6 protein-coding genes are annotated in these 6,685 nt (G+C 39.3%); 5 read left to right on the top strand and 1 reads right to left on the bottom strand.

The window, feature by feature from the left end; genetic code table 11:
* The 4 genes from L6773_RS14030 to L6773_RS14015 all read left to right on the top strand — a co-directional run.
* A partial coding sequence (locus L6773_RS14030; protein WP_237855067.1) for a cytochrome d ubiquinol oxidase subunit II occupies positions 1-1,106 on the top strand: 1,106 nt, incomplete at its 5' end.
* A 410-nt stretch (positions 1,107-1,516) separates the two neighbouring features.
* Positions 1,517-2,299 carry a hypothetical protein gene (locus tag L6773_RS14025; RefSeq protein ID WP_237855066.1) on the top strand — a complete coding sequence of 261 codons (783 nt, stop codon included), beginning with the start codon at positions 1,517-1,519 and terminating at the stop codon, positions 2,297-2,299.
* Between the two features lie 15 nt (positions 2,300-2,314).
* Positions 2,315-3,010 carry a class I SAM-dependent methyltransferase gene (locus L6773_RS14020; protein ID WP_237855065.1) on the top strand — a complete coding sequence of 232 codons (696 nt, stop codon included), beginning with the start codon at positions 2,315-2,317 and terminating at the stop codon, positions 3,008-3,010.
* A 7-nt stretch (positions 3,011-3,017) separates the two neighbouring features.
* Entirely contained in the window at positions 3,018-4,520 is a 1,503-nt protein-coding gene (locus L6773_RS14015) for a GMC oxidoreductase (protein ID WP_237855064.1), read from the top strand.
* 43 nt (positions 4,521-4,563) lie between these two features.
* Here L6773_RS14015 and cyoE read toward each other — a convergent pair whose 3' ends face one another.
* A complete protein-coding gene (cyoE, locus tag L6773_RS14010) occupies positions 4,564-5,469 on the bottom strand; it encodes a heme o synthase (protein ID WP_237855063.1) in 906 nt (301 codons plus the stop codon).
* Positions 5,470-5,693: 224 nt separating this feature from the next.
* On the opposite strand from cyoE, the gene L6773_RS14005 reads away from it, so the two are divergent.
* Positions 5,694-6,608 carry a COX15/CtaA family protein gene (locus L6773_RS14005; protein ID WP_237855062.1) on the top strand — a complete coding sequence of 305 codons (915 nt, stop codon included), beginning with the start codon at positions 5,694-5,696 and terminating at the stop codon, positions 6,606-6,608.
* The last annotated feature ends 77 nt before the right edge of the window (positions 6,609-6,685 follow it).

Genomic DNA, 6,685 nt, shown 5'->3' with positions numbered 1-6,685 from the left:
AAACCAGAAACCAGAAACCAGAAACCAGAAACCAGAAACCAGAAACCAGAAACCAGAAACCAGAAACCAGAAACCAGAAACCAGAAACCAGAAACATGTTAATGGAAGCCATCATATTTTTCCTGGTTCTTTCGATCGTGTGTTACGTTCTGTTTGGCGGAGCAGATTTTGGGGCTGGAGTTCTGGAAATGATAACCGGGAACATCAATCGGCAAACAATAGCACATGCCATAGGCCCAGTATGGGAAGCGAATCACGTGTGGTTGATTCTTGTCGTGGTCATTCTGTTTATGGGATTTCCGAAAATCTATTCAACATTGACCCTTTATCTTCACATTCCGCTGCTCATTATGCTTATTGGTATCGTATTTCGGGGAACTGCATTTGCTTATATGCACTACGATGCCATCAAGGACCAAAGTAACATTGTTTTCAATTGGGTATTTAAAATATCGAGTATCATCACGCCCCTGTTTTTAGGCATCGTAGTTGGAGCCGTTGCGCTTGGGAATATCACCCCAAGTGCTGTCTCTTTTTATGATGGATTTATCGCACCGTGGCTGAATCTGTTCTCATTTTCTGTGGGCATTTTTACAATTATCTTATTTACTTTCCTGGCTGACGTTTATATGATCGGAGAAACGGAAGACATATTTGAATTCAGAGAATTTAAAACCTCGGCCAAAACGTTGAATGCAATATCCGTAGCTTCAGGTATTCTTGTTTTTACATCTGCTGAATTTAACGGGCTGCCGCTCTTCTCCATGTATATCAACTCCTGGTTTGCTGTATTTATGGTTGTAACCGCTACTTTTTTGATTCCCGTATTATGGTGGAGCCTGAAGGAAGAGAAAATCATTCTATCGAGAGTGTTGGGAGCAGGGCAGGCAATAGCAGTGATGTTAGCTTGGTTTTGGGTTCAGATGCCGGTTGTAATTCGTCAGTCAGGGGCTGCAGATATTACTTTTTATAATTCAGTAGCCCCTGATGCTACACTTTGGCAACTTCTATTGGCCTTGATAATCGGTTCCTGTATTATCTTACCTTTTCTTTTCTATCTGATGAAAGTGTTTAAGGGGAGTCAGTTTCAATCAGAGAATGATTGATTAGGTTAGACTAATGAGACATCTAAAAACTTCATTTCTCCAATATTCGGAAATTGATTACCATATTCTTTGATAAGATGTTATATATCTGAATCAAATATTACGAGTTCCGGGGTGAGATGAGCGGAAAATTTGGGAAGAAAATATTATTCTTTGTCAATGATTTTAAAACAGATCTTTGGGGAGCCGAGCTAAAGAAGTTCAACTATGAGGTAGTGCAAAGGGAGAACCGCTTCTTATCACATATAAAAATATTACTCACAGGATATTTTAAAAGGGAAAAAATTGATGCTTTCATTTTTCGATATCTAAATGATCATAAATCCCTGAATCATTCAATACTATATTTATCAAGAGATATTCTCATCATTTTTGTTTGTAAATTGCTGGGAACCAAAATCCTTTGGATTTTGCACAATATCGACAGAGAGACGAATCAGTATCATCCCCGCTTGATCGCTTTTAGGAGAAAAATCATCCATTTCGCCTCCAAAAAAGTAATGGTTACAGATCCAAACCTTCAGGAAGTAGCTGCGGAAAATGGAATAGACTGTAATAAAATTGATTGGCTCTGTTTTGGGATACCGGGCCGTGTAACTTACAATCGAAAAAATGTTGATCTAAAAAACCGGATAACTGGTTTTAAGAACCAGTTACAAAAGTCGGGAGAGATTGTCCGAATTGGTTTATGTGTCTCAGGGCCTGCAAGGAAGAAACTACACTATTTGTTAGCAGATACAATTGTGGGGAAATCAAGTAAAATTCCTCATAAAGTCGTTGGGTTGGTGTTTATTGGTGATTTTCCCGTTGGCCAAAAATTTGATCTCGCAAAGAAGAGAATGCAGGATTCTCCGTATATATTATTCATTGATGATTCTTTCGAAGTCAATGAATCGTACATTTCAGATCAAATCGATTTTTATTACCGGAGCCTTAGTGATCTGTCTGTACCATACACAGTATATGTTGCGACAAACGAAAGAAAACCACTTGTAGCGCATAATTTTGGTGCTCTGCCTATACTCATCAAAAAGGAAAGGCTGGGCTTTATAGTTGATACATTTGAAAAAGAGATTCAGGCAAAAATTTCAGATTATGTAAGTTCATGGTCACCAAAAGGTGCGGATCAATTTTTGGAAGATCGTACATGGACGGTTGCGGCTACACGGTTAATTCGAGCAATCGAAGATTAGAATAAGAGATAGAAAATGGCAGAAAAAGATTTAAAGTATTACTTAGGTAAGGTCAGGTACCTGGCAAATAAGCATATGTTTATCAAACAAAAGATCACCAGCCGAGATCTTGAGAGGTTTTCAACATTGGTCGATTCTAATGGAAAAGCCCTAATCGTTTTTAGTGAGTTCGATCATGCAAAAATTTTTGATGATTATGATGAGATGCCTCACCATCTTTTTGAGACCGATAAATACCTGGAATATTTTGATAATTATCCATCCGAAGCTTATGATTCTGTAATCTGCATGGGCCTTCTTGAACACATGAAAGATCCGTCAAAACTGATTGAAAAGTGTCATTCTGCTTTGAAGCCAGACGGGAAAGTTTACATAGCGGCAAGTAGTGTATTTTCAGTTCATCGCGGACCTGAAAATTATTTCCATGTAACCCATTACGGAGCCGAACAGCTGATGAATAAATTTGATTGGAGTCATATCGATATAAATGGTTCATGCGGTCCATTTAGAACTCTTGGGATTTTATGTCAGCGAATCCTCTTACAAAGTGAGATTAATATTATTTTCAAACCATTCCTTGAGTTGTTGGCGTGGTCGCTACCGCTTCTGGATTTTGTAGTCAAGAAACAATATGACGGGCACAGACGTGATGAGGATAGGGTGATTGACAGTATGATGCCTTCAAATATCTGGATTATTGGAACCAAGTAAATGATAAATGAAATTATTCGATGCTAATAATATTCATCAAGAAAAGATTGAGTCTGATGTTTGTATTGTCGGAGCAGGTCCGGCGGGTATTAGTTTGGCAGTTAAGCTCAGAAATTCCGGGTTAAATGTTGTTATAGCTGAAAGTGGAGGTTTAAAGAAAAATGATCGCGCGAATGATCTGAACTGCCTGGATATCAAATCAAACTTTATCTACAGGGATGGTGAAAGTGAGAGAAATCGTCAAATTGGTGGAACTGCAAATCTATGGACGGGAAGAGTCGTCCCTTTTGTTTTCAAGGAATCATTAGACAAGGAATGGGAAGGATTACTAGAAAATGTACTGCCATATTATGATGATGCATTTAAAACTTTTGGAATCGATCCTTCCATAAAGAATAATCACCAGCACAATGACGGGGAATTATACGCCTATTGGGCACAGAAAACCGAGAGATTTAATGATAAGTCCCATCTGTTTGATAAAAATAACAACGTTGGGGTTTACTATAATTTGAGTTGTGTTGGAGATCCGGTATTCAAGGAGAAAGAGATCCAAGAGCTCTCATTTATGAATAGAAAGCAAGAAAAAATTCTTATAGAATCGCACTGTTTTGTATTTGCAATGGGCACGATTGAGAATGTAAGATTGCTTTTAATGATTCGGGAGAAGCTGACTGAATTTCAAAAATGCGAGTTGAAGAATTTGGGCCGGTTTATGATGGATCACCCCCGGATTTGGCATGGAGATGTACAGAGGCTTACTGATGAATCAGCTATTTCCAAGTATCAAATAAAAAGAGATAGATGGGGGTTCTACAAAACCGGTGTTCGAAATGAACCGGGAAATTGTAGAGCCTACTGTAATTTCATGAAGAGTCGGAGCCGGCTGAATACACTGATCGATTTCATCCCCTATGAATCGTTTCAATATTCATTTAGAAAATTACTGGCTAGAGAAAAAGGTGTTTTTAAATCGTTTGCCAGTCAGCTCTTAGCATGGCCGTTGATAAGAAAAAGAAGTCGTGTGAATACAATTTTGGAAAATTATTTTAACGATGACCCGGAGCTGAATTTTAATATAATGACCTATTGTGAGCAGCGGCCCAGAGAGAAAAATCATTTAAAACTAAAGAATGAGAAAGATAAAAACGGTTTACCAATACCAGTTCTTATAAATCAAATGCATAAAATTGAGCTCGAAGAGGTGCTAAACTTTTATAGCTTTTTAGAAGACTATCTTCAACGTTTAAACTGCCGGCTCACCTATGATTCTGAATACCTTCTGAATCCTGTAAACTACACAGATGCTGCTCATTTGATGGGTGGAACTCGTTATTCAAATCAATCGGACAGAAGTGTTCTTGAACAAGATTTAAGTGTAAAAGGGATCCAGAATCTACATGTAAGTGGAAGCTCAGTATTTCCAACAGGCAGCGTAGAGAATCCTACACACCTCATTGTCTCTATATCATGTTATTTGGCAGAAGTTTTGATAAGAAAATTTAAGTAAATGGATTTTCTAATTTATCAAAATCTATGTCTAAGTTCGGTTCCTATAGGATCATCCAATCAGCAAAAATAAATATCCATATGAGAGGCAGGTAAACAAAAGATGAAAACATCAAAGCCTTAGCAGTGGATCTATCACGAGATATTGTAAACCGTATTCCATAATAAAGATATGCAGCCGTTGTGATAAGTGATCCGCTAAGATACAGCCAATTCACTAAATCCATCACATAAAGCTTATACACAGTTGGGATTAAAATGATAAGTGGAATGAGAATCCAAAGTGAAGCTTTCCAGCCATACGGGTCATTTTTGGGCAACATTTTAAAACCTGCATGTTCGTAATCGTCCTTGCAAACCCAGGCGATCGCCATCACATGTGGAATTTGCCAGCAATAGATGATGCCAAAAAGAATCCACATGCCATGCTCAAAAATAGTCCCGGTAGAAGCAGCCCATCCGCCAACAACAGGCAGAGCTCCCGGAATAGCTCCTACAAATACATTAAGGGCAGAAATTCGTTTTAGAGGAGTGTAAGCGTAGAGATAGATGATTGTTGTAGAAAGTGATACCAATCCGGCAACGAGATTTACCAATAGCAGCAGGTACGCGAGCCCGGCGATAATCAGGCTCATTGAAAAGATGAGGCTTTTTTGGGGTTCAATCCTGTAAGCAGGTAAAGGGCGCTGACTGGTTCTGCGCATAATACCATCCAGATCGCGCTCCATAAACATGTTGTGAGCTGCAGTTCCGGCTGCAATAAGATATGTTCCGAAGATGGCATGAATCATCGTAATGAAATTCACGCTTCCTGCTGAACCCATCAAGAAGCCGATAAGCATACTTGCAACGACAGTGAACGTTATTCCCGGCTTCGTTAGTTGATAGTAATCACTTGCAGTGCCAAGAAAATCTTTAACCGATAATTTTTTGCTAATGCTATTGTTCATCAGACGCTAAAATTTTTAACGCATACAAAATAATCAATTTGAAATTGAGATGTTACCCGGAGTTTGTCCCAGATTCAAAGTGTAATGTTTAAGGTTTAGGTTTGAAAATTCTAAAAAAATCTTTGCTCGTAACCGGTATCTTTCAAGTTGCAAATGTTATCAGTTGAATACATTTTTTCCAGAAACCAGAAACCAGAAACCAGAAACCAGAAACCAGAAATTAAGTGAACCTCTATCAAAAAACAGCCGTGACTACGGTTTGTGCAACAATATTATTGATATTTGTCGGTGCTCTCGTTCGTGCAGCCGGTGCCGGTTTGGGATGCCCGGACTGGCCTCAATGCTTTGGAATGTGGATTCCGCCAACAACAGCTGCTGATCTACCTGCAGGTTACGATGCCTCACTTTTTAACCCTGTTCATACCTGGTTGGAATATATCAATCGGCTGATTGGCATTGTTATCGGGTTGTTGATCACGGCAACGTTTATTATCTCGTTTAAGTACAGAAAAAAAGAACCAATAATTACCGTGGCTTCGGGTGTAGCGTTTGTCCTTGTTCTTTTCCAGGGATGGTTGGGCGGACAGGTTGTGCGATCGGGGCTTCAAGCCGGGATGATTACGATCCATATGGTTGTTGCGATGCTTATACTTTCAATACTTCTGTACGCTGCTTTTCGGGCAATGAATGAACGTTTGCAGATTCAGATCCCAAGAAATGTGAAGAGAGATCTGCTTTGGCTGGGAGGGGGAATATTTCTACTCACAATGTCCCAGTTGGTTCTCGGAACACAAGTGCGCGAATCCGTTGATTTTGCTAAAAACGTACTGGAATTACCGCGCGAATCCTGGATAGATACTACCGGTTGGATCTATGCTGTACACCGCAGTTTTTCGTGGCTGGTAGTGATCCTTGCGGTGGGACTTTTGTATTACAATAGAAAGATAGGGGTACCGAACCGATTACAAACAACCGGCTGGATCATTGCCGCGTTGATTATTTTTCAAATATTTCTGGGAGTGGGAATGGAGCAATTCGGAATGCCGGCAGCTTTCCAGGTTTTACATTTAGTGAGTGTGTCAATCTTAATCTGTGCGGAGTTGCTGTTTATGTTAATGACACGGTTTGCTAAGGAGTAAAAAATCTATCGGATGAGTGGTTTGAGATAAAATGTAGCCAATAGGTAAATCCATTCATCCGATGAATGGAACATTGA

It is taken from the genome of Rhodohalobacter sulfatireducens, from assembly GCF_022012475.1.
In the GTDB taxonomy this organism is placed as follows: Bacteria; Bacteroidota; Rhodothermia; order Balneolales; family Balneolaceae; genus Rhodohalobacter; species Rhodohalobacter sulfatireducens.
Note: the sequence above shows the minus strand (reverse complement) of the source record. Positions and strands in the feature narration are given on the sequence as shown.

What these genes read in the sequence shown, in the direction of transcription:
- L6773_RS14015 (WP_237855064.1), top strand. Translation starts at nt 3,018, where the DNA reads ATGAAATTATTCGATGCTAATAATATTCATCAAGAAAAGATTGAGTCT.
- L6773_RS14020 (WP_237855065.1), top strand. Translation starts at nt 2,315, where the DNA reads ATGGCAGAAAAAGATTTAAAGTATTACTTAGGTAAGGTCAGGTACCTG.
- cyoE (WP_237855063.1), bottom strand. Translation starts at nt 5,469, where the DNA reads ATGAACAATAGCATTAGCAAAAAATTATCGGTTAAAGATTTTCTTGGC.